Genomic DNA, 22,464 nt, shown 5'->3' with positions numbered 1-22,464 from the left:
CTAGGATCATCAAGTTCAGTTATATTTACATTTACTTGGCTAGAGTTTGGACAAGTTCCATTGGTAGTATAAGTTACTACATAATCTCCTGCATCACTATCAGCGATATTTATTACTCCTGAAGATGGATCAATCACTAATCCCGTTGTACTAGCAAATACTCCACCTGCTAGACCTGTTATTGCTGGAGTTGTATTTGATTGATTAGCGCAATAGATTGCTTGATCATAGCTAAAACTAGGATCATCATTAGGGCTTACATTTATAGTAATTGTTATACAATTAGCTGTTGTTTCATCTATACATGAGATGTCACCATCTTCTGCTCTTATGTAATAGGTGGTACTTGGCGCAGTTGGAGTTACTTCAAAAGTTGAAGTATTTGTTGTAGTAGTTCCTAACAGGTTTCCTCCACAAGAGTCTGTGTAAATCGACCAGGTTGAAGCAATATTAAGATCACCAGATATTGTAATTGTAGTGGATTCACCTTCGCATAATTCAGTTGTTGCAGTTATATTAGGGATATCAGGTGCTATACATATTGGGATCTGTTTAAACCAGGCAAACCGAGCAACATTAAAACTACCTAAAATAGCATCTTTTAAGCCATCTCCATCAACATCTCCAAAATCTATGGTAGGAAAACTTCCAATTTCTCCACGGGTTAATTCACCATTGAACAAATTTTGAACTGAAGCAAAATTTGGAACTGTTGATGTACCTGTATTTTCTAACCATCTAACAAAACCGTTATCAATCATGAAAAACATATCTAGATCTCCGTCTTTATCAAAATCTTCAAATACAGGTATTGGAACATCCATGTTGTTAAAAGCACTTTCATCCATCCAAGGACTATTCGCTTCAGACTGACGTTCGAAGATAGGGTTGTTTTTCGTACCGATATTTTTGTAGTAAGTTAGTTTATCACTGCCCAGCGCAACCAGATCCAGATCTGAATCATTATCAAGATCTACAAAACCTAAACCTGGAAATTCAGCTATCTCTTGATCATTAAGTCCTGGTATACCATCCGGAACATATTCAAATACAGGAACTTCTGGTGTACCAGTATTTCTGTAAAAAAGGACATCATTATTTCGGTCTCGTTCGTAGTCGTAGTCAGTGCCTATAAACAAATCAAGGTCTCCGTCATCATCAATATCAGTAAGTTGAGGTCTATTTTGATTTCTAACGGTTAAATTTCTATCAATCCAAATAGTATCTAAAGAGGGTATAGATGCTGCTACCCAATTAGGAGAGGTAATTGTACCCTCATTTTTAAAATAATGTATAGTTCCTCCTTGACTACCTGAAATAAAATCTAGATCACCATCATTATCAAGGTCTCCCAGTATTGCAGATCGTAAACGACCTCTTGTGATAGATGTGTTAGGTATTGTTGCTACATCCAATCCTGCAGGTTCTGATCCTGGTCCAGTAGATGTGCCGTCAGGATTATTTAAAAGGCTACCTCCTTTAAACTCCCAACTGATGTAATCAGCTTGTGAAAATATGAGTTGATTTCCTAAAATAAGGAGTAAATAAATATAGATTATTTTTTTTATCATCTTATTCCAATTGTAGCGGTTAGTTCTATATAGTATAGACTCTAATTTTAAATGCTTTTTTTATACAATTATTTACATAATACTATTATCGGTAATAAACCAATTATGTAAAAAGGCAAATACCCGAGAAATCTTTATATCTCGTTACCTTTGGTTTTAAGAATAGTATTGTAATTATCTAGGGGAGGGGATATTAGATAATTTTTTCCTTTATTACTTTTCGGCAAAACTAGTAATTAAGTTTTTGTTTAACAACATAAAATTATATTAATAATTTATCTTAAACCAAAATTAGAAATAGGTTAAAGATTAATTCAAATATTCTTAAAAAAGTAGGATTATGATTAAAACTGTAAAAGTATTACTAGTTATTTGTGTTGTAATATTATCTCTAGAGTGTTGTAAAAGTGAATTGGACCCTAGAACAATAGTACTTAAATCATTAGAGGCACATGGTGGATTAGAAAAATGGAACAGAGTAAAGGAGATTTCTTATAAAAAGACCACTGTTTTATATGATAGTCTCGGTGCTATTGAAAAGCAGATTGTTCAAACCCATAAAAATACATTTAATCCAAAATTTAAGGCTGAAATGATATGGGTAGAAGATACTATTCAAAAGAAGGTAATATTGGAGAATGATAAAATTAGTGTGTATTTTGATGATGTCCTACAAAGTAGTCCCGAACTACAAAAAAAATATTATAATTCTATTACCGCTGCGCACTATGTTATCTGGCAACCCTTTAAATTATTAGATAAAACTGTTACACTATCTTACGTCGGGATTGATACGGTAGAAGATGAAGAAGTTGATGTTGTGAAAGCTTCGTATTTTAAGCCTAATGGATCTCCTTCAAATACTTGGTGGTACTATTTCGATGTTAAATCTTATAAACTTATTGGTAATATGGTGCATCACGGCACTACCTATAGTTATATCGTAAATACAAAACACGAAGATAAAACGGGCTTATCACTTAATGCCAAACGTAAAAGTTACCTGACAGATAGTTTAAGAAACCCTAAGTTTTTAAGAGCGGATTATACTTATGAAATTTTAGAATTTAATTAACGATAGGATAAAGATTGTCAAATATTAATGTGACAAACAATATCTTCCTGGTTCAGGCATTGCTATTGTTGTCGATGTATCAATAAAATCAATACATTCTCCTGCAGTGTGATCAGAACCACCGTTTATTTTTGTTAATTCAGTTCTAGATAGTTTTTTAAATTTTTTTAAACTTTCCATCTTTAAAATCATTTTAGTGAACTTAAAGTTAAAAAATAAATTTGATAATATCTATAAGCCTTATTGTTTCTTAGTTTTTCTTCAGAATGTTTTATACTGATAATAATATGTCCAGATCTAGACAAATTGACGATGGAATTTTTGAAAAAAATAAGTTCGCTTTTTTTAAATGGGACTTTTAATTCATTTCTTAAAATTAATATTGTTCAATAATAAAGGATATACATTCTTTATTAGTACTTCATCATCAATTAAAAGAAAAAAAATGAAAAAAAACCTATTGTATGTTTTAATACTAGTAATTATTAGTGTCTCATGCGTTAATAAAAAAAATGTAGAGACAAGTTGCAACTTGAAAAACAATATTGACACCTATGTTAACAATGTAATGAAGTTGCATAATATCCCAGGTTTGGCTATTTCTGTTATACAAAATGATAGTATAATTTATCAAACTTATAAAGGAAAATCTTCATTGGAGCAAAACAGGAATGTTGATGAACAAACATTGTTTAGAATGTTTTCTTCCACAAAACTAATAACATCTACTGCTGTTTTTCAACTTATAGAAAAAGGAAAAATTAGCTTGAATGATAAAATTTCAAAATATCTTAACAATTTACCACTTAAGTGGCGTGATATTAGAATCAACAATTTATTAAGTCATTCATCTGGAATACCTGATATGATTAGATATAAATGGGATTTAACAGATGATCAGTTAATGGAAAAACTATCTAATGATGAGATGGATTTTGAAAGAGGAAATCAATTTGAATATAATCAAACTAATTATTGGCTTCTTTCTCAAATAATCGAAAATGTCTCTGGATTGTCTTTTGCAGAATTTGTACTTAAGAACCAATTTAATGGTGCCTATGATGATGTATTGTTTTCATCCAATGCTACAGATGATATTCCTAAAAGAGCAACAAGGTATTTCTATAATTATAAGACTAAAGAGTTTGATAAGGACAAGAATAATAGTGGGGCGAGAGGGTTTTCTGGTAATGGATTAAACATTACTCTTGATGAGTTTGTTAAGTGGAATTCTAAATTAGATAATAATGAATTGCTTAATAGTGAATCAAAAAAAATGTTATGGACACTTTTTAATTATAAAAATAAAACAGATAAATTTTTGCACGGGTGGGGGATTTATCCGGTAAATAACCTGAAATCTGTAGGTTTTTCTGGGGGGAATTGTGTCGGATTTAGAAAGTTTTTAGATAATAATACAACTATTATTTTACTTTCAAATGGTTATTTACATCCAGCTTATGATATCATAATAGATGATATTGCTAGGATGACAATTCCAGAATTAAAAACTAAAGATTTGACTTTGGAAGAAGATATTATGAGCTTAGTTGTGAATAAAGAATATGAAAAAGCAGAGTTAGTATTTAAAACACTTATATCGGAAAACTTGGAAACCGAGTTTTATAATTTGAAGTGGAATATAAATGGGATAGGAAATACATTGAATTATAATAGTGATTTTGCGGCATTTGATGTTTACAAGATTCTTTTAAAGACATTTCCAGAGTGGTGGATTCCTCAAGCAGGTTTGGCTGAGACATACGAAAAACAAGGAGATACTTTAGGAGCTATAGCTGGTTATAAACGTGCGATTAGGTTGAATGAAGGAAATAAGTGGAACTACAATGACCAAATGAATGCCAAGATAAAAGAATTAGAAAACAATTAACAAAATTGTATTTATAATCCATTTTAAACAGTAGTTATTTGAACATGCTTATTTTAGCATTTATACTACTGTTTCTTTTATGGGTCAAGATTTTATTTTGGAAAAAGCCACAATAATTGTGTTTTTCATTGCATTGGTGTTAGCTTTATTTTTGTTTACTGTTAAAAGCAAAAGACATAATAAAGTTAGCAATATGTTAATGGGATTATTTTTGTTGATATTGGCGATTCATATCAGTGTTTTTCTTTATTCCGATTACATTAGAACACCTTTAATTTTTGAGCAGTTAAGAGATCAATTTATGCTCTTTTCCGGACCTCTACTTTATTTGTACTTGATTTCATCTATGTATCTTGACTTCAAGTTAAATAGGAGACACTTATTACATATAATACCATTTGTTTTGGTAATTATAATTTTTATTCCAAGATTTTTTTCTGTAGATGAAACAGATCGAATGGTTTTTTATCAATCGTATCATTCTCATTTAGAAGCAAAATTATACGCTTTTTTAAATATGGTTACTATTAGCTTCTATTTGATACTTATGTGTCTGGAATTAAAAAAATATAAATTGATATTATTAGAAAATTATTCAGATAAAAGATATTTTAATTACAGATGGTTAAATCAGTTAACTGTTTTGTTAGTGTTGTTATTTATTTTTTCATTCTTCAGAACGGCAATTATTTATTTTGGGAATCGTGAGGAAATATTAAATATAAGAATTTTTCATACTATTTATTTAGTATTGTTTATGTCTTGGCTGATACTAAAAAGTTTGTATTCTCCAGAAATTTTCCGTGCGGTGGATACTAAACATAAGTTAGTGAAAAATTTGTATCTAAATAATTCTCAAAATATAAATTTGAATCAAGTAAGTGATCAGAAAGAAATTCAAGAAAAAATTGTAAGATTAAGACAACACATTGAAATTAATCAGTCTTTTCTTAATTCTACATTAAGCATAAAGGAGCTTGCAAATAGTGTTGGTATGGAAACTCAGGAGTTGTCAATTTTGATTAATCGTTATATTGGCAAGCATTTTTTTGATTTCATTAATGAGTATAGAATTGAGATGGCAATCAAAATTCTTGAAGACCCTAATAGAAGATCCAGTCATGTTTTGGAGATTTTGTACGAAGTAGGTTTTAATTCCAAATCATCTTTTCATAGAGCTTTTAGAAAATACACTAGAAAAACTCCTAAAGATTATAGAGCTAAATTTTAAAAAAGATAAGTGTACTATAACAACCTTGCTTTAGTTTTTTTCCAAATGTAACTTTGACAAACAATTGTAAACGCAAAAAAGTCCAACATTTCTGCTGGACTTTTGCTCCTCCTCTTAGGCTCGAACTAAGGACCCTCTGATTAACAGTCAGATGCTCTAACCAACTGAGCTAAGGAGGAATTTACGTTTGCAAATATAGAAAGTTTTTCTCTTTTGCGAGTGCAAATATATACTATTTTTTAAAACACAAAAAGATTTTTTTGATTTTTTATCATTTTCCGAAAATTGCGCGATAAATATCATTACCATTTGCAAAAAGTAATAAAGCAATTAGGATAATAAAGCCAACTAGTTGTGCATATTCCATAAACTTGTCATTAGGTTTTCTGCCGGCAATAATTTCATATAATAAAAACATTACGTGTCCTCCATCTAATGCAGGAATAGGTAAAATGTTCATAAAAGCTAAAATAATCGAAATAAAGGCTGTTGTGCTCCAAAAGGCAGCCCAATCCCATACAGGTGGAAATAAATTACCTATCGCAGCAAATCCTCCAATCTGAGTAGCTCCTTTCTTAGTAAAGACATACTTAAATTGTGCAATATAATCGTGAAGTTTCCAGTAGCTATAGTTAAATCCTGCACTGATGCTTTCTCCAAACGAAAATTCATCTTTGTTTATCTTATAATAAACTGGTAATACTCCAATTGTACCCTCTTCATCAGTTTTTACCGAAATAGTTTGTTGCGATCCATCTCTAAGAAAGGTAATATCAATTTCTTCTTCTTCTTTAGGTTTTACCTCTTGCTTAAACTGGTGCCACCAAGTTATTTTTTTACCATTAACAGATAAAATCTCATCTCCGTTTCTAAGTCCGGCTTTATATGCTGGTCTGTCCGCAACAACAGTATCAAGAATAGGTTTTATTCTGATACCAAAAGGTTCCATAACTCCTTCCTCAAACATGGTTTTACCAATATCTTCAGGAATATCAATGGTCTTTGTGTTTCCGTCAGCAGATAAAACAGTAATATTTTGAACATCTCTAAGGAAAAGATGCATATTAACATCTCTGGCGTCTTTAAAATCTTCTCCATTTACCTTAAGTACTCTATCACCATCTTTAAAGCCGTATCCTTCAAAAATTTCTGCAATTTCATATCCATCTGGAATATCTTCGGAGGAAACATAGGAAATTCCCCAAGTGAAAATTATGGCCATATATATTAAAAACCCAAGAATAATATTTACCGTTACTCCTCCAAGCATAATAATTAGTCGTTGCCAAGCCGGTTTAGATCTAAATTCCCAAGGCTGAGGTGGACCTGCCATCTGCTCTTTGTCCATACTTTCATCAATCATTCCGGAAATTTTAACATAACCACCTAAAGGTAGCCATCCAATACCATAAACCGTTTCTCCGATTTTTTTCTTGAACAACGAGTATTTTACATCAAAGAATAAATAAAATTTCTCTACTCGTGTTTTAAATAGCTTTGCTGGAATAAAGTGTCCTAATTCGTGTAAAACGATTAAGATAGACAAACTTAATAATAGCTGTAATGCTTTTATAATTATCGGACTCATGTGGTCTTATTCAAAATTAAATCACGCAAAAGTAACCTTTTAGAGTAGTTTATGAAAGAAATCTGGTCTACAGATTCGGGTTTTAATATTTTTTTAGCGAAAACCATAATTCTGTAAAAGATAAACCTTGTAATTTTGTAACTCTAAAATGTAAGTATGCTTCGATTCTTTGCTAAGTACAAATTCTTTGCTATAGTTTTATTTATACTATCTGCGATTATTATTTCGATAATTTATTCAATTTTAAAGCCGAAAAGGGTTCTACGGGTTTATGAACCCGATATGGTGAGTCTAGAATTAGTCGATAGTACGGTGCAGCATGTACGTAAATATCATAAGATAGCTGATTTTAGTCTTTTAAATCAGAATGGAGAGAAGATTACACAAGCTAATTATAAAGATAAGATTTATGTTGCAGATTTTTTCTTTACCACTTGTCAGACGATATGTCCAATAATGACAGATCATATGAAGCTTATTCAGAGCAGGTTAAAAAATGATCCGGATGTCAAGTTATTATCTCATACAGTAATTCCTGAAACAGATGGAGTACCTCAGCTAAAGGAATATGCGATTAGAAAAGGAGTTGATGATACTAGATGGAACTTGGTAACTGGGGATAAAAAGCATATTTATGATCTTGCTCGTAAGTCATATCTAGTTGCAAAGACCAATGGAGATGGTGGTCCCTATGATATGATTCATACCGAGAATTTTGTGTTGGTGGATAAAAAAAAGCGTATTAGAGGATTTTATGATGGAACTGATTTGGATGAAATTGAACGTTTACTAGAAGACATAAAAGTTCTAAAAGAAGAAGGAGTAAAATAACACAGCTACTTTTTTTGTCCAAAATGCAATTTCTAAAAGCAGCTGTGCTTTACGTGGATTAGTTGTGATTTTAATAGCGGGTTTATTTTTTGCTATTGTCTAACCACTTGTCTTATAATTATAGAAAGATTTCTTTTTTAATTTTACCATTCCGGTTCTAGACCAATTGTGAATGAGGTTGGAGTACATCTTGTATAGGAAACCGCGATACCATCTTTATTTACATAACATATTAATTTTTCGTTCCATCCATCTGGACAATTTGGTCTCCAAGGAGGTAAATTTTCTGTTGTTGGAATTACTAGCTTATCAAAGACAACAATACTTCCGTCTCTATGAAGAATTTGAAAACTGGTTATGTAAGCATTATGCAGTTTATATGATAATTGACTGCCTGTACGTACATTTTTTGCAACTAGATAAACACCATCTTTTTTTGGGTTTTTAACAGTGTATTCATCGTATTTTTCGATTTTGTCATTTTTGTCTTCACCAGATACATCTAAATCTTCTTGTTCTAAGTTGTTCTTTTCGCAAGAAGAAAGAATAGCGATCAAACAGATCATTAATGTTTGAAATAATAGTTTTTTATAATTTTTCATTGTATAAAGTTTTAATTACATCTTACTCTATTGAAGGCTTTTCGGTTTACGCCTGCTTCTAAATTTAGATATGATGAAATTACCAAGGGAACTTTCGTTTTGTGTCCGAGAACTTTGAACTTCAATAATCTCGGACGGTTTTTCAGTTGTTTCCCCTTTTATTACTAGGCTTCTAACTGTTTTTTAACAGATTAAATGTAAAAGAGGAGAGGAGTAGAATATTTTAACAACTTACGGTTGGTTTTTCTTTTAGATAGTTTTTTCAATACATATTTTTCCATTACTTTTGCCTTGTTTAAAATTATTCTAAATAAAGACTTGAAAGTTACTATTGCAAATCTCAAAAAAGGTCAACGTGCGTTGATTAAGGAAATAACTTCGGATACGATTCCTCTTAAGTTGTTAGAAATGGGGTGTTTGCCGGGTAATGAAGTGCAATTGTTGCAGACTGCACCATTTCAATGTCCAATGTATCTTACAATCAATGGTAGTCATCTCGCCATACGAAAAGAAATTGCTTCACAGATCGAGATTGAAATTATTTAACAGGATTACTTTTTATGGCCAAGCAGATTAAAGTTTCACTTATCGGAAACCCAAACACAGGTAAAACGTCTGTTTTTAATTTGCTTACGGGATTAAACCAACAAGTCGGCAATTATCCAGGAATTACAGTAGAGAAAAAAGAAGGGGTTTGTAAATTACCTCGAGGAGTCAAAGCTCATATCCTAGATTTGCCAGGAACATATAGTCTTAACGCATCATCTTTAGATGAAAATGTGGTTATAGAAATTCTATTGAATAAAAAGGATAAGGATTTTCCTGATGTAGCAGTTGTAGTAAGTGATGTAGAAAATCTTAAAAGAAATTTATTACTATTTACTCAAATTAAAGATTTAGAAATCCCAACTATTCTAGTCATTAATATGGCGGACAGAATGAGTAGAAAGGGTATTTCTCTTGATATTCCATTATTGGAAAAGGAATTAAATACCAAAATTGCTTTGGTAAGTGCCAGAAAAAATGAAGGTATAGATGAACTTAAGAAGCTAATTCTTTCATATGCATCAATACCAGCTAAACCTTGTGTTGATGCGTTAACCTTTGCTCCAGAATATTTTGATCGATTAAAGAAAGCATTTCCTAATCAATCTATTTATAAACTTTGGTTAGTTATTACACAGGATGTCAATTTTAGAAAAATTGATAAAAAGAAACCAGCGGTACCACCAGATTTTGAAATTAAATCTGAAAGTGAACTGAAACGTTTTCAACAAAAGGAAACAATTAAAAGATATCAATTTATTAATCAGGTTCTTAAAAAAGGATTGATAATCGATGAAAAAGCGGCCACGGGATTACGTGCTAGATTAGATAGAGTTTTGACTCATAAATTCTGGGGGTATTTTATTTTCTTTGCAATTTTATTATTAATCTTTCAGGCTATTTATGATTGGTCTTCCTATCCAATGGATTTAATAGATGAGGCCTTTGCTTGGTTAAGTGAAACTACAAAATCAGTATTACCTTCAGGGCCTTTTGTAGACTTAATAACAGAAGGGATTATTCCAGGATTAGGTGGTATTGTAATTTTTATACCTCAAATAGCATTTTTGTTTCTCTTTATTTCCATTTTAGAAGAAAGTGGGTATATGAGTCGTGTAGTATTCCTAATGGATAGAGTAATGCGAAAATTTGGATTAAGCGGAAAAAGTGTAGTTCCTTTAGTTTCTGGAACTGCTTGTGCCATTCCTGCAGTAATGGCTACACGGAACATTGAAAGTTGGAAAGAACGTTTGATAACAATTTTGGTAGTTCCGTTTACAACGTGTTCTGCAAGATTACCTGTTTATTTGATAATAATAACATTAGTTATTCCAGATGAAAAGGTGGGATGGATATTTAGTTATCAAAGCTTAACTCTGATGCTGTTATATTTTATAGGTTTTGGCGCAGCAGTTGGTTCCGCTTGGATTCTTAATAAAATTTTAAAAATAAAAAGTAATAACTACTTTGTTATTGAGATGCCCGGGTATAAAATGCCAATGTTTAAAAATGTTGCAATTAATGTAATCGAAAAGACAAAGGCATTTGTTTTCGGTGCTGGAAAAATAATTTTAGCAATTTCTATCATTTTGTGGGTTTTAGCAAGTTTTGGTCCTAATGAAAATTTTAGTAACGCAGAAGAAATAGTTACATCAGAGTATGTGGATCTTTCCCAAGAAGAGTTAGATCAGAAAATTGCTTCTTATAAATTAGAATATTCTTTTATTGGCTATGCGGGTAAGGCTATTGAACCTATTGTAGCTCCATTAGGATATGATTGGAAAATTGGAATTGGAATCATTAGTTCTTTTGCAGCTCGTGAAGTTTTTGTTGGTACTTTGGCTACTATCTATAGTGTAGGAAGTGATGAAGAGGAAACAATAAAGAATAGAATGGCTTCTGAGGTGCATCCTGTGACGGGAAATCCAATATTTAATCTAGCGAGTGGAATATCTTTGTTACTGTTTTATGCATTTGCAATGCAGTGTATGAGTACTCTAGCAATTGTAAAAAGAGAAACAAATAGTTGGAAGTGGCCAATGATGCAACTTATATTTATGAGTGTTTTAGCGTATGTCATTGCATTGGTAGCATATCAGATTTTAAAATAAATAACTAAGTTTTTGTATCTTTATTCGACTAAGAAAATATGAATTTATTTATCCAGAACATATTAGTATTTATAGTTTTTGCTATAGCAATTGCGTTTTTGATCAAGAAATTTGTTTGGAAACCTAAAGTTGTTGCTACAAATAAAAAGATCCCTGGAAATTGTGGGAATAATGGTTGTGGTTGTCACTAACCAATAAGATGATCAGTAGTAATTATTATAATTACTTATTGATTGTACATCTTTCCAAAAAGTAATTTATTTTCTCTTTAACCATTTTAAAGAACTATTACTGCTAATCAAATAAACACCTATAAAAATTAAAGAGCAACATAACAATTTTGCTATTGTTATATCTCCTTTGTATTGGCTGTCAATAATGAAATAAGCAATTCCAGCAACTAACAACATTGCTACTGCGGGCTGGACATAAATATAGCTACTAGAAACAGTAGGTTTTACAAATTGCAAGGCGAACATATTTAGTAAATATGCTAAAAATGTAGGACCTATAATTACATAAATTAATGATATCCAATTAGTGGTTTCATAAGAATTGAAGTCAGTATCTAGCAATTGGCCAATACAAAGCGGAAACATAAAGATGAAACCAAAGAAGAACGTCCAAATAATAACAGTGATTGGTTTATATTTTTGCATTAATGGTTTTACTAACACTAAGTAAAAAGCAAATGATAATGCATTCAAACCTATAAATATATTTCCTTTTAATGATCCGGTTCCTAAACCCGAGTTACCTAAATATATTAATAATATAGCGCCTCCTCCTCCGATACAGATGCCAAGAATGCGTGATAATGTAAGAGGTTCTTTTAATAAAAAATAACTGATAATAACTGTAAAAATGGGCATAGCAGTGACAATGATGGCCGCATCTACAGGAGATGTCAAACTTAACCCATTCATAGAAAAGAATTGATTTGTGGCTACTCCTAGAAGTCCACAAAGTGCTAATCTTGGAATATCTTTTTTTTGAGCCTGTTCTTTTATAAAAAGTTTTAGGATCAAGAATAATAATCCAGCTCCACTAATTCTTAGAAATACTAAAGCAGATGCCCCTATTTTATCAGGCATAAGTCCTTTAGCAATAAGATAATTTGCCCCATAGATCATATTTACGCTTAATAATGCAATATGAGCTTTGGCTTTGTTGGAAATCATTTGGCAAAGAAACTAAATATAGCAATAAGTAATCACGGTTTAAGAAATATTTATTTCACTAATAACTCTAGATAATATGTAGAAGGATCTATTTTTTCAGAATTGGTAGGGTATGGAGTTAAATTATATCCGTAGATAGTTTTTTCGATTGACTTTAGTAGTTCTTTTGATTTGTTAGGAATCTCAATTATAATTTCCTTTTCCTCTAAAAGCGTATCATTTTCATATAAGCCTATTAAAATTTTTGCTTGTCCTGCCCATACACACGATACGCCCTTTGGACAGCGAGAGTCTTCTGTTACTTTTATGAAATGTATACTCTTGTTTCCAAAAGTAGCTTTCTTACCGATTTTTAACTTGGTAACTATTTGAGGGCTTTTTACTTTTTTATTAGTGTCTTGAGCTTTTAATAAAAAAGAGCTGAATATTAAAAGTAAATAAATGAATTGTTTCATTGTAAGTTTTTTTATTCTTGATCCTCGGTTAATATAAAATATCTATGTTCATCTAGAGTTTTTCCATTCTTAATTATTGCTTTTTGGAATACTGCTTCTTTGGTGTAACCGTTTTTTTCTAGTATTCTCATGGAAGCAATATTATTTTCAAAGACGCCAGCATAAATTCTGGTTAAATCTAGTTCTTTAAAGCCATATAGTGTTATTAGTTTTACCGCTTTTGTAGCTATTCCATTCCCCCAATATGGTTGACCTATCCAATATCCTATTTCTGCATTTTTTCTGTAAACATCGTTTTGAATAATTAAACTAATTACTCCACATAACTGATTTTTAAATTCAATAGCAAAACTTTGCTGAGGGTTTTGTTCTTGAGTAAAATTAATGAAAGTTTCGGCATCGTTTTCCGAGTAAGGATGAGGGATATAATCTCTAAGATTATTCCAGATATCTTTATTATTAGCTAGTTTTGCTAATTGCAATTTATCAGATAATTTAAGTGTTCTTATTTCGATTTTTTGATTTTCCAAACTAGTAATCTATTTGATATTACTAAACTTATGTAGTGTTTGAAATTAAAGATATATAAAAATCCATACTAAATTGTGGTAATTGTCTTCGCTTTATGATTTTTCATAATATCTTTATGCACAGAATATGTCAAACAAGAAAGCAATAATTATTGGATCTGGTATCGCCGGTTTGGCATCAGCAATCCGTTTACGTAATCAAAATTTCGATGTCGAAGTATATGAAACTAATTCTTATCCTGGAGGTAAACTAGCCGAAATTCACAAAGAAGGATACCGTTTTGATTGCGGACCATCATTGTTTACGATGCCCCAGTTTTTGGAGGAGTTATTTACTATTTCTAAAAAACCTATTACAAATTATTTTCAGTATTCTAAAAAGGAAATAGTATGTAATTATTTTTATGAAGATGGAACAAGGTTTACAGCTTTAGCTGATCTTAAAAAATTTGCCGAAGAGGCGGAAAAGAAGTTCGATGTAAAGAGTGCTCAGATCTTTAAATATTTTGAGAATAGTAAATTGAAATATGACTTGACTTCTACTTTGTTTCTTGAAAAATCATTACATAAATTATCCACTTATTTATCTTTAGATACTATTAAAGCAATTATTAGAATTAATAGTTTAGGAATTGATCAGAAGTTACACAGTTACAATGAAGAGACATTTAAGGATTCGAGGTTAGTTCAGTTTTTTGATCGATATGCAACTTATAATGGTTCTTCACCTTATCTTACTCCTGGAATAATGTCTATGATTCCACATTTAGAACAATTTTATGGTACCTTCTTTCCTAAAGGAGGTATGTATACTATTACAAAATCTCTTTATCAGTTGGCAATCGATCTTGGTGTAACATTTCACTTTGAATCTAAGGTAGATGAGGTAGTGGTTACTAAGAAAAAAGCAACAGGTGTTATTGTTGGCGGTTTGTATAAGGAAGCGGATGTAATTGTATCAAATATGGATATAGTACCTACCTATCGTAAATTACTTCCAAGTCAAAGAACACCTGAAAAAACGTTGAAACAACCTAGGTCTAGTTCTGCTTTGATTTTTTATTGGGGAGTCAAAAAAGAGTTCCCAGAATTAGATCTTCATAATATCTTCTTTTCTAAAAATTATAAAGAAGAGTTCGAATATATTTTCGAAAAAAAAGAAGCTTATAATGATCCTACAGTTTATATTAACATCACTACTAAAAATGAACCAAGTGATGCTCCTAAAGGCTGTGAAAATTGGTTCGTTATGGTAAATGTGCCTAACAATGAAGGGCAAGATTGGGAAGAGATAATACAACGGTCTAGAAAAAATATTGTTGACAAACTATCAAGATTATTAAAAATAAATATCGAGGAGTTAATCGAAACAGAAGAGATTTTAGATCCAAGAAGTATTGAAAGTAAAACCCAATCCTATCAAGGAGCATTGTACGGATCTAGTAGTAATAATAAGTATGCAGCTTTTTTAAGACATCCTAATTTTTCAAAAAATATTAAAAACCTATATTTCTGTGGAGGAAGTGTGCATCCTGGAGGAGGTATCCCATTGTGTTTACTATCGGGAAAGATTGTGTCAGAGTTAATCGAGAAAGATTTTAAAGTTTAGACTATGCGCCCAGAAAGAAAACTATTTATATCTATAATTTTAATTTGGTTATTTAATATTTCAGGAATAATCGGAATTCTTATTGGATATGATGATTGGTTTTTACCGCTAACCCCATTTAACTTATTGTTGTATTTAGTCTTGATACTATGGAACGCTAAAGTTAACAAATCGCTGATTTTAGGATTATTAATTCCTTTTTCTATCGGTATGATAACTGAATATTTAGGGGTGAACTATGGATTGATTTTTGGAAACTATCAATATGGAAATAATTTAGGAAGTAAAATTTTAGGAGTGCCATGGATTATAGGAGTAAACTGGGCTTTATTAGTATATTGTACTGTGGCAATTTCAAAAAAAATACATTCGAATCTATTTGTCACTTCCTTTATTGGAGCAGTATTGATGGTAGCTTTAGATATTATCATCGAAGTTTCTGCACCGAGGTTTGATTTTTGGGAGTTTGATAGCGGGTTAGTTCCTCTTCAGAACTATATAGGATGGTTGGTGGTTGCTTTTATTGCAATTTTTTTATTTCAAAAAGTATGTAAAACTTTGCAATACACAGTTTCGGTTCATACTTTCATAGCTATATTTATCTTTTTTACCACATTCTTATTTTACTAGATGCAGAAATATGATTATATAATTACAGGTACCGGGGCATCAGGTTTAATATTGGCTTATTATCTAATACACGATACTTTTTTTGATAAAAAGAAAATACTACTAATTGATAAAGAAGAAAAAAATGATAATGATCGTACTTGGTGTTTTTGGGAAGAAGGACAGGGAACTTGGGATTCTGTTGTAAGCAAAAAATGGGAACGTATTTTTTTTGGAAGCCCTGATTTCTCCGATACGATAGGTATTTCTCCATATCAATATAAGGTGATTAGGAGTAAAGATTTTTACAATTATGTTTTTAAATTATTAAGAGAAAAATCAAATATTACTATTGTTCAGGAAACTGTAGTGGGGTTTGTTGATGAAGGAAATATAGTAGAAGTAGAGACTGATCAAAGAATGTATTTAGGAGATAAAGTTTTTAATAGTATACCATTTTCTAAAAAGTTTAAAACGCAAAAAAAATATCCATTACTTAATCAACATTTTATAGGATGGTTTATAAAAACCGAGTCTCCCATTTTTGATAGTGAAACAGCTACTTTCATGGATTTTGATTTAGATCAGAAAGGCAATACACGATTTATGTATGTATTACCAATGTCTAAAACAGAAGCCTTGTTTGAGTATACCTTGTTTTCTAAAGATCTTCTATCTAAAGAAGAATATGAAACAGAAATTGAAGCATATTTAAGTGCTACTGGAATCAAGGAATATTGTATTACAGAAAAAGAAATAGGATGTATTCCTATGACTTCGTATGAATTTGGAAAACAAAATTCTAAAAATATCATTCAAATTGGAACTGCCGGTGGGTGGACAAAAGCTAGTACTGGGTTTACTTTTAGAAATACTGAGAAAAAAGTAAAAAAGCTTATTAGGTTTCTTAAAAAACATAGAGATTTATCTAAATTCGAAAAAAGAACTAAGTTTTGGTATTATGATTTATTCTTTCTTGATCTTTTATCAAAAGAAAATCAAAATGGAGCTGTTTTGTTTTCAAGATTATTCGGAAAAAATAATACGTATAAAATCTTGAAGTTTTTAAATGAAGAAACTTCATTGATAGAAGACCTAAGAATAATGTCAACAATGCCTTCTAGTAAGTTTCTTAAAATGGTTTGGAAACGATTGGTTAGATAGTTTGTTTAGCAAGTTATTCAATCTTAAAACCTACCATTGGTATTTCATTAATAAATATGATAAGCTCTTTGGCATTGGGGTGTGATAAGTCCACATTAAAACCAATTTTCCCGTCATCATATGATATTTTTCCTTTGTAGTTGAATTGTTGATTATTAACTAAATAGACAATAGAATAAACAGGTTGGTCATATTCTATAATGAACTCTTGAGTCACAGTATCTCTTTTTCTAAGGATACCTGTTGATGGAGAAATTAGATTAAAATCTTTTGATTTCTCGTGCTGGTAAAATAATGGGGCTTCAGAGAATTCTTCTTTACTAATAATATCGACTAGTAAACTGTTCTCATAAAAATTTGGATAGTGCCCCTTAATAAAAACATCCGCTGGTGTTCCGAAGTAGAAATAATTAGGTTCTTCTACAAATTCTTGTGTCTCAATATTGTAATACCCTGTACTTCCCCAAGTGGCATCTATTAAGTACTTTTTAAAATTTATTTCTATAATATTCCAAGCATGATCAGAACGATATTCTTTTCCAATATGATGAATTTGATTTTTACCATTCCCTAAAACATAAAAACATATAATACCTAGATGGTCACAGACATCTTTAAAAAGTTGTGTATATCCTTCGCAAACAGCTATTCCGCTAGAAATAACCCGTTTAGAAATTTTCTCTCTATATTTTTTTTCAGTTTGTAAATGCTTTTTTGATCCTGACTTATCTCTGTGGTAATCAATGTAATTAGTAGAACGAAAACTAGGGAAAGGGTTATGTTGAACTGATTTATAAGAATTAGCATAATCAGTATAGTATTTTCCTGATTCTTTATAATCGTAGGATATGTTTTTTGTAATCCACGAATATAAGGCTTTGGCTTTATCTAGTTCAGAATCAAAATCTTTAGAGATTTGCTCTGCAAGCTTTTTAGGACTTTTATATTTTTTAGGATATAAATGTACAATAGCATCAATTCTATCAAAATCTTGACCGTAGGACTGATAAGTAGATAATAGGCTTAATAAAATAAAAAATACTAGCTTACGCATATGTTGTTTTAGCATCAATTATTAAACCAAATAATATACAACTATTAGTTATATTCTGAAAGAGAACCGCCGATTATGTTAATCCACGTTCTTTTTGGATCTGTTCATAGGCCTTTTGAACTTCTTTAAATTTTTCTTCAGCACCTTTTATATGGACAGGATCCATATGTTGTACTTTATCAGGATGGTATTTTTTTACCATAGTTCGATATGCTTTTTTTACTTCGGCATCAGTAGCAGTTTTTTCAACCTCAAGGATTTTATAGGCCTGATTTCCTGTTTTAAAGAACATGGCTTTAATGCTTTCAAAATCACTAAAATTAATGCGCATAAATCCTGCCATTTTTTGAATTTCCCTTGCTTCAGCTTCACTGACATTGCCATCTGCATTTGCAATTCCAAATAGAAAATGAAGAATCTGTAACCTAGCTGCATAACGAGTGCGCTGAGTAAGAAATAGACAGATACGTTGAGCAGAAATCTCTCTATTTTTTATAATTTCATTAAAAGTCCTAAAAGTAGCATTAGCTCGTTCTTTTCCATAAGCGCTTACAAAATATTGGCGTACATAATCTAATTCGGTTTGATTTATACGACCATCCGCCTTTATTACAATCGAGGAAAGAGAAAGTAAGTTTAATTCAAAATCTCCAGGGCTTACTTTTTTTTCTTGAGTAAATACCTGAGTGAATCCACCACTCCCTTTGCTTGTGGTAGTATCTAATAAACTGCCAAGTATAAAACCTAATATGGCTCCAGGAAACCTAAAAAAGATACCTCCTAATAAAGCAGCAATCCATTTAATCATTCATAGTCAATTTTGAGGGTGTAAAGATAATTGAATTATTTACACAATTTAGAGTATACTTAATTAGTAACATATTCATGAAAATTGTTACGAAAAATTAATTTATTAGATAGTTATAAAGATCTTTTACGACTACTTGGCAGTCATATTGATATGGTACATTATTTGTATCTTTGTATCAAAGTTTTAAATAAAAAATAGTTAAGAAATATGTATCCAGCAGATTTAGTAAAGCCAATGCGTGAAGACCTAACAAATATAGGTTTTGATGAATTACAAACAGCAGCTGATGTGGAAGCTGCGATTGCAAAAGAGGGAACGACTTTAGTAGTTGTGAATTCTGTTTGTGGTTGCGCTGCGGCTAATGCAAGACCAGGAGCAAAAGCTTCTTTGGCAAATGATAAAAAACCAGATAATTTAGTAACAGTTTTTGCAGGAGTAGATCGTGAAGCTACAGATAAAGCACGTGGATTTATGATTCCATTCCCTCCATCTTCACCTTCAATGGCATTGTTTAAAAATGGAGAGTTAGTTCATATGTTAGAGCGTCATCATATCGAAGGTAGACCTGCGGATATGATTGCAGAAAACCTTAAAGATGCTTATAATGAGCATTGCTAATAGAGGCTTTTTAGTCTGAGTTTAACATTAAAAAAACAGCTGCATAAAACAGCTGTTTTTTTAATGTTAAACTTAGCACATATGGCAAGGTGGCCCTCCATAATAAGGATTTGTTCCACCGCCATTTGGACCGCAACCACAACCTCCATTACCTTTAATTTTTTTCATGATTTTTTTGTCTAATACTTCAACACCTTTTAAATTTAAAATTTCTTTTAACATTTTTTGATAATTAAGTTAATAAATATTAATGATTCTAAAATTATGATTTTTGTTTGTTTGAGGCCTCAATTATTTGTTAATATTAAGTAGTGAGTTGTTATTGTAATATTATTTAATCAACTTTTAAGTGATATACTTCTTTAATTTTATGGACTAAACAATTGGCTAACTAAAAATAATATCAGACCTTGCACTGCAGTAACACAAGTTAAAATTATTAATTGCTAAGAGAAGATATGGGGGCATTAAAAAGGATAATTTCATATCCGCTTTCGATAGTTTTCTATTTATTTTTTGGATTAACATTAGTGGTTTTTCATCCTTTACAATGGTTAGGAGTTAAACTAGGCGGAGCAAAAGGGCATAGAGGTGTGATCAATTTAATGAACCTTTGTTTGTTGCGTTGTTTGCATGTTTTAGGAGTAAGGATTAGTTTTAAGAATTCTTATAAATTACCTAAAAATCGTTCTTTAATTATTGTGTCAAATCATCAAAGTATGTTTGATGTTCCACTTATATCGTGGTATTTGCATAAACATAGACCGAAGTTTATCTCTAAAATTGAGTTAGGTAAAGGAATTCCAAGTATTTCCTTTAATTTGAGAAATGGAGGGCATGCATTAATCGATCGAAAAAATGCAAAACAATCGATACCAGAGATTTCTAGTTTTGGAAAGTTTATCGCCAAAAATAATTTTTCAGCTGTAATTTATCCAGAAGGAACCCGAAGCAGAAACGGAAAACCTAAGAGTTTTGCTCATACAGGATTAAAGATATTAATGAAAAATGCTCCAGAAGCTTTAATAGTTCCAGTAACAATTAATAATAGTTGGAAGTTGGTTCGATTTGGTAATTTTCCGATGGGAGTAGGAATACATCTTAATTTGGAGGTTAAGGAACCAGTAAATACAGAAGGAATTACAAAAGAAGAAATACTAGATATTGCAGAAAAGAGAGTGATCTCTACCATAAAAACGTAAATAAGTAGTCATGGCTATAGATAATATTAGATTAGAAGTAATGCAATTATTGGAAAAGAAAATAGAGTCTTTTATCGATAAATTTTTGATTCCGATAGATAAAGTATGGCAGCCAACAGATTTTTTACCTGATTCTCAAAATGAAGACACATTTTTTGATGAGGTAAAGGAGTTGAGAGAGTTGGCAAAAGAGCTTCCGTATGACTTTTGGGTCGTTTTAGTGGGAGATACCATTACAGAAGAAGCACTTCCTACTTATGAATCCTGGTTAATGGATGTAGAAGGAGTAAATCAACACGAAGGAGAAGGTGGAAATGGTTGGTCTAGATGGGTACGATATTGGACTAGTGAAGAAAATCGACATGGAGATACTTTGAATAAGTATTTATATTTGTCAGGAAGAGTAAATATGATCGAAGTTGAACGTACAACACAACATTTAATTAATGATGGGTTTGATATTGGGACCGATAGAGATCCTTATAAAAACTTCGTTTATACTAGTTTTCAGGAGTTAGCAACTAATATTTCACATACTAGAGTAGCAAAGTTGGCGAAAGGTTATTCGAACAAGTCTCTAGCTAAAATGTGTAAAATCATAGCTGGTGACGAGATGCGTCATTTTAACGCGTACAGTGAATTTGTAAAAAACATATTCGAAGTAGACCCAAGTCAAATGATGGTTGCTTTTAGTGATATGATGAAACATAAAATTGTAATGCCAGCGGTTTTTTTAAGAGAATCTGGAAATACTATCGGAAGCGCTTTTGAAGAGTTTTCTAATGCGGCTCAGCGAATAGGAGTATATACTTCTCAGGATTACATTGATATTATGCAACGTTTGATTGATAAATGGGAAATTGACAAGCTTGTGGATCTTACTGATGAGGCAGAAAAAGCGCGAGATTTTGTAATGAGATTACCAGCTAGAATGCAGCGTATTAGTGAGAGATTGGTAATTCCAGAAGAAGTTTTTGAATTTAAATGGGTACAACCTGCTTTAGTGAAATAAATTATTAATGCGTATACATGACTAAAGAGCAGATTATACATAAAACTGTTGATTTTGTAAAGAATACGCTAAAGGATGCCGAAGGAGGGCATGATTGGTTTCACATCGAACGGGTTTTTAAAACATCAAAAACCATCGCCGAAAGTGAAGAGGTAGATGTTTTTATAGTTTCTCTGGGAGCATTACTTCATGATATCGCGGATTCCAAATTTCATAATGGAGATGAAACAGTTGGTCCAAAAATCGCAAGGAATTTTTTAGAAAGTCTTCAATTAGAAAAGGATATTGTTAATCATGTAGTACTTATTATTGAAAATATCTCTTTTAAAGGAGGTAATACCGAGCAGAAATTTACATCGCCAGAATTAAATGTTATACAAGATGCGGATCGCTTAGACGCTATTGGAGCTATTGGAATCGCTCGTTGTTTTAATTATGGAGGATTTAAAAATAGAACGCTATACGATCCGGAAATAGCGCCTAATTTAAATATGACCAAGGAAGAATATAAAAATTCCACTGCTCCAACTATTAATCATTTCTACGAAAAATTATTATTACTTAAAGATAGAATGAATACAAGAACTGGTAAAAAGATGGCTCTTGAAAGACATCTTTTTATGGAAACCTTTTTAGAACAGTTTTTTAAAGAGTGGGAAGGACAGTAAAAAAATAAATTTGTTACGTATAAACTTGCTATAAAATAAGTACAGAGTCGAAAGCAAAATTGCATTGACCCTGCACTTTAAAAAGCATAAATATGACGATTGCTT

Annotated in this window: 22 protein-coding genes and 1 tRNA gene; 13 read left to right on the top strand and 10 right to left on the bottom strand. The window is 31.2% G+C overall.

The features are described from left to right. Positions 1-1,571: FG-GAP-like repeat-containing protein (locus BMY33_RS20130; RefSeq protein ID WP_139195707.1), on the bottom strand; the 1,571-nt coding region annotated here is incomplete at its 3' end. 340 nt (positions 1,572-1,911) lie between these two features. Between BMY33_RS20130 and BMY33_RS20125 the strand changes: the two genes are divergently transcribed. Next, the gene (locus tag BMY33_RS20125; RefSeq protein ID WP_091411877.1) at positions 1,912-2,646 is read left to right on the top strand and encodes a DUF6503 family protein; all 735 of its coding nucleotides are present in this window, start codon (positions 1,912-1,914) and stop codon (positions 2,644-2,646) included. A 24-nt stretch (positions 2,647-2,670) separates the two neighbouring features. Here BMY33_RS20125 and BMY33_RS23610 read toward each other — a convergent pair whose 3' ends face one another. Further along, a complete protein-coding gene (locus BMY33_RS23610; protein ID WP_170837140.1) occupies positions 2,671-2,826 on the bottom strand; it encodes a hypothetical protein in 156 nt (51 codons plus the stop codon). Between the two features lie 265 nt (positions 2,827-3,091). On the opposite strand from BMY33_RS23610, the gene BMY33_RS20120 reads away from it, so the two are divergent. Then, positions 3,092-4,537 carry a serine hydrolase domain-containing protein gene (locus BMY33_RS20120; RefSeq protein ID WP_170837139.1) on the top strand — a complete coding sequence of 482 codons (1,446 nt, stop codon included), beginning with the start codon at positions 3,092-3,094 and terminating at the stop codon, positions 4,535-4,537. A 403-nt stretch (positions 4,538-4,940) separates the two neighbouring features. After that, on the top strand, positions 4,941-5,768 hold the full coding sequence (locus BMY33_RS20115; RefSeq protein ID WP_170837138.1) for a helix-turn-helix domain-containing protein: 828 nt from the start codon (positions 4,941-4,943) through the stop codon (positions 5,766-5,768). 105 nt (positions 5,769-5,873) lie between these two features. On the opposite strand, the gene BMY33_RS20110 is transcribed toward BMY33_RS20115, so the two are convergent. After that, positions 5,874-5,947 (bottom strand) — tRNA-Asn (locus tag BMY33_RS20110). Positions 5,948-6,039: 92 nt separating this feature from the next. Further along, positions 6,040-7,356 (bottom strand): RIP metalloprotease RseP, encoded by a 1,317-nt coding sequence (gene rseP, locus BMY33_RS20105; protein WP_091411872.1) that lies wholly within the window; start codon positions 7,354-7,356, stop codon positions 6,040-6,042. A 156-nt stretch (positions 7,357-7,512) separates the two neighbouring features. On the opposite strand from rseP, the gene BMY33_RS20100 reads away from it, so the two are divergent. After that, positions 7,513-8,187 (top strand): SCO family protein, encoded by a 675-nt coding sequence (locus BMY33_RS20100; RefSeq protein ID WP_091411871.1) that lies wholly within the window; start codon positions 7,513-7,515, stop codon positions 8,185-8,187. Between the two features lie 143 nt (positions 8,188-8,330). On the opposite strand, the gene BMY33_RS20095 is transcribed toward BMY33_RS20100, so the two are convergent. Next, positions 8,331-8,789 carry a hypothetical protein gene (locus tag BMY33_RS20095; RefSeq protein WP_091411869.1) on the bottom strand — a complete coding sequence of 153 codons (459 nt, stop codon included), beginning with the start codon at positions 8,787-8,789 and terminating at the stop codon, positions 8,331-8,333. Between the two features lie 318 nt (positions 8,790-9,107). Here BMY33_RS20095 and BMY33_RS20090 point away from each other — a divergent pair, with 318 nt between their 5' ends. Further along, entirely contained in the window at positions 9,108-9,335 is a 228-nt protein-coding gene (locus BMY33_RS20090; RefSeq protein ID WP_091411886.1) for a FeoA family protein, read from the top strand. 14 nt (positions 9,336-9,349) lie between these two features. Further along, entirely contained in the window at positions 9,350-11,446 is a 2,097-nt protein-coding gene (gene feoB / locus BMY33_RS20085) for a ferrous iron transport protein B (RefSeq protein WP_091411868.1), read from the top strand. A 257-nt stretch (positions 11,447-11,703) separates the two neighbouring features. Here feoB and BMY33_RS20080 read toward each other — a convergent pair whose 3' ends face one another. From BMY33_RS20080 to BMY33_RS20070, 3 genes are read right to left on the bottom strand one after another with little or no spacing between them, the layout of a single operon-like run. Then, positions 11,704-12,627 carry a DMT family transporter gene (locus BMY33_RS20080; RefSeq protein ID WP_091411866.1) on the bottom strand — a complete coding sequence of 308 codons (924 nt, stop codon included), beginning with the start codon at positions 12,625-12,627 and terminating at the stop codon, positions 11,704-11,706. Between the two features lie 50 nt (positions 12,628-12,677). Beyond that, the gene (locus BMY33_RS20075) at positions 12,678-13,082 is read right to left on the bottom strand and encodes a hypothetical protein (RefSeq protein WP_091411864.1); all 405 of its coding nucleotides are present in this window, start codon (positions 13,080-13,082) and stop codon (positions 12,678-12,680) included. Positions 13,083-13,093: 11 nt separating this feature from the next. Next, positions 13,094-13,612: a GNAT family N-acetyltransferase gene (locus tag BMY33_RS20070; protein ID WP_091411862.1), complete on the bottom strand. Its 519-nt coding sequence runs from the start codon at positions 13,610-13,612 to the stop codon at positions 13,094-13,096. Between the two features lie 127 nt (positions 13,613-13,739). Between BMY33_RS20070 and crtD the strand changes: the two genes are divergently transcribed. Genes crtD through BMY33_RS20055 form a run of 3 tightly spaced genes read left to right on the top strand, consistent with a single transcriptional unit; the run spans position 13,740 to position 16,994 of the window. Next, entirely contained in the window at positions 13,740-15,221 is a 1,482-nt protein-coding gene (gene crtD / locus BMY33_RS20065) for a 1-hydroxycarotenoid 3,4-desaturase CrtD (protein WP_091411860.1), read from the top strand. A 3-nt stretch (positions 15,222-15,224) separates the two neighbouring features. Further along, on the top strand, positions 15,225-15,851 hold the full coding sequence (locus BMY33_RS20060) for a carotenoid biosynthesis protein (RefSeq protein WP_091411858.1): 627 nt from the start codon (positions 15,225-15,227) through the stop codon (positions 15,849-15,851). Next, entirely contained in the window at positions 15,852-16,994 is a 1,143-nt protein-coding gene (locus BMY33_RS20055) for a lycopene cyclase family protein (RefSeq protein ID WP_091411856.1), read from the top strand. Positions 16,995-17,007: 13 nt separating this feature from the next. On the opposite strand, the gene BMY33_RS20050 is transcribed toward BMY33_RS20055, so the two are convergent. Both BMY33_RS20050 and BMY33_RS20045 read right to left on the bottom strand, forming a co-directional pair. Then, a complete protein-coding gene (locus tag BMY33_RS20050) occupies positions 17,008-18,048 on the bottom strand; it encodes a transglutaminase domain-containing protein (RefSeq protein ID WP_170837137.1) in 1,041 nt (346 codons plus the stop codon). A gap of 73 nt (positions 18,049-18,121) precedes the next feature. Next, positions 18,122-18,856: a TerB family tellurite resistance protein gene (locus BMY33_RS20045; protein ID WP_091411853.1), complete on the bottom strand. Its 735-nt coding sequence runs from the start codon at positions 18,854-18,856 to the stop codon at positions 18,122-18,124. 210 nt (positions 18,857-19,066) lie between these two features. On the opposite strand from BMY33_RS20045, the gene BMY33_RS20040 reads away from it, so the two are divergent. From BMY33_RS20040 to BMY33_RS20025, 4 genes are all read left to right on the top strand, one after another. Next, entirely contained in the window at positions 19,067-19,477 is a 411-nt protein-coding gene (locus tag BMY33_RS20040) for a BrxA/BrxB family bacilliredoxin (protein WP_091411851.1), read from the top strand. A 458-nt stretch (positions 19,478-19,935) separates the two neighbouring features. Continuing rightward, a complete protein-coding gene (locus tag BMY33_RS20035) occupies positions 19,936-20,679 on the top strand; it encodes a lysophospholipid acyltransferase family protein (protein WP_091411849.1) in 744 nt (247 codons plus the stop codon). Positions 20,680-20,689: 10 nt separating this feature from the next. Next, complete coding sequence (locus BMY33_RS20030) at positions 20,690-21,691, top strand: acyl-ACP desaturase (protein ID WP_027393225.1); 1,002 nt, start codon at positions 20,690-20,692, stop codon at positions 21,689-21,691. A 17-nt stretch (positions 21,692-21,708) separates the two neighbouring features. Continuing rightward, entirely contained in the window at positions 21,709-22,359 is a 651-nt protein-coding gene (locus BMY33_RS20025; RefSeq protein WP_091411848.1) for an HD domain-containing protein, read from the top strand. The last annotated feature ends 105 nt before the right edge of the window (positions 22,360-22,464 follow it).

Origin of the sequence: Aquimarina amphilecti, assembly GCF_900109375.1 — a bacterium.
GTDB classification, from domain to species: Bacteria; Bacteroidota; Bacteroidia; order Flavobacteriales; family Flavobacteriaceae; genus Aquimarina; species Aquimarina amphilecti.
The sequence above is the reverse complement of the archived record's forward strand: the minus strand, read 5'-3'. Positions and strand labels throughout refer to the sequence as shown.